We start from the raw sequence: 579 nt of genomic DNA, 5'->3' as shown, positions 1-579 counted from the left end.
TGAACTGACCCACAAAAGTTGGACATCAAATCCAACTCAAAAGGGTCAGTCTCATGTCCAAATACAGCAAAGACTTTAAGCTAGAAGTCATTCATCACTATCTGTCAGGTAAAGAAGGATTTACCGCAACGGCAAAACGGTATGGCGTTAAATTTACCTATGTCCGCACATGGGTTCATGCCTTTAAAATTCATGGTCAAAAAAGTCTAATCAAGGCTTACACTCATCACCCCAGCGCCTTTAAGCTTGCCGTACTCAAGGCAATGGCGCAAGATCAGCTCTCCATTAATCAAGCGGCAGCCCACTTTAATATCGCCTCTCCCAGCACTATCTCCGTATGGCAACGCCTCTACAATGAAGGCGGTATTACAGCCTTAGAACCCAAACCCAAGGGACGGCCGCCCATGTCAAAACGAAGTGAGATCCAAGCGCTCCTAGCTAAACCTTCAGAGCAGCTTACGCATGAAGAACTCTTACTGAAGTCGCACTATTTAGAGGTGGAGAACGCTTACTTAAAAAAGCTCGAAGCCTTAGCTCAGCAAAAGTACTTGGCAAACAAGAGCAGGTCCAAGTCGTCAC

1 pseudogene is annotated in these 579 nt (G+C 45.9%); it reads left to right on the top strand.

The features are described 5' to 3' along the window. Positions 1 to 53: 53 nt before the first annotated feature. Positions 54 to 579, top strand: a pseudogene (locus ICN34_RS11465) (transposase); the annotation flags it as partial.

Source organism: Polynucleobacter sp. Tro8-14-1, from assembly GCF_018881655.1.
Lineage (GTDB): Bacteria > Pseudomonadota > Gammaproteobacteria > Burkholderiales > Burkholderiaceae > Polynucleobacter.
Note: the sequence above shows the minus strand (reverse complement) of the source record. Positions and strands in the feature narration are given on the sequence as shown.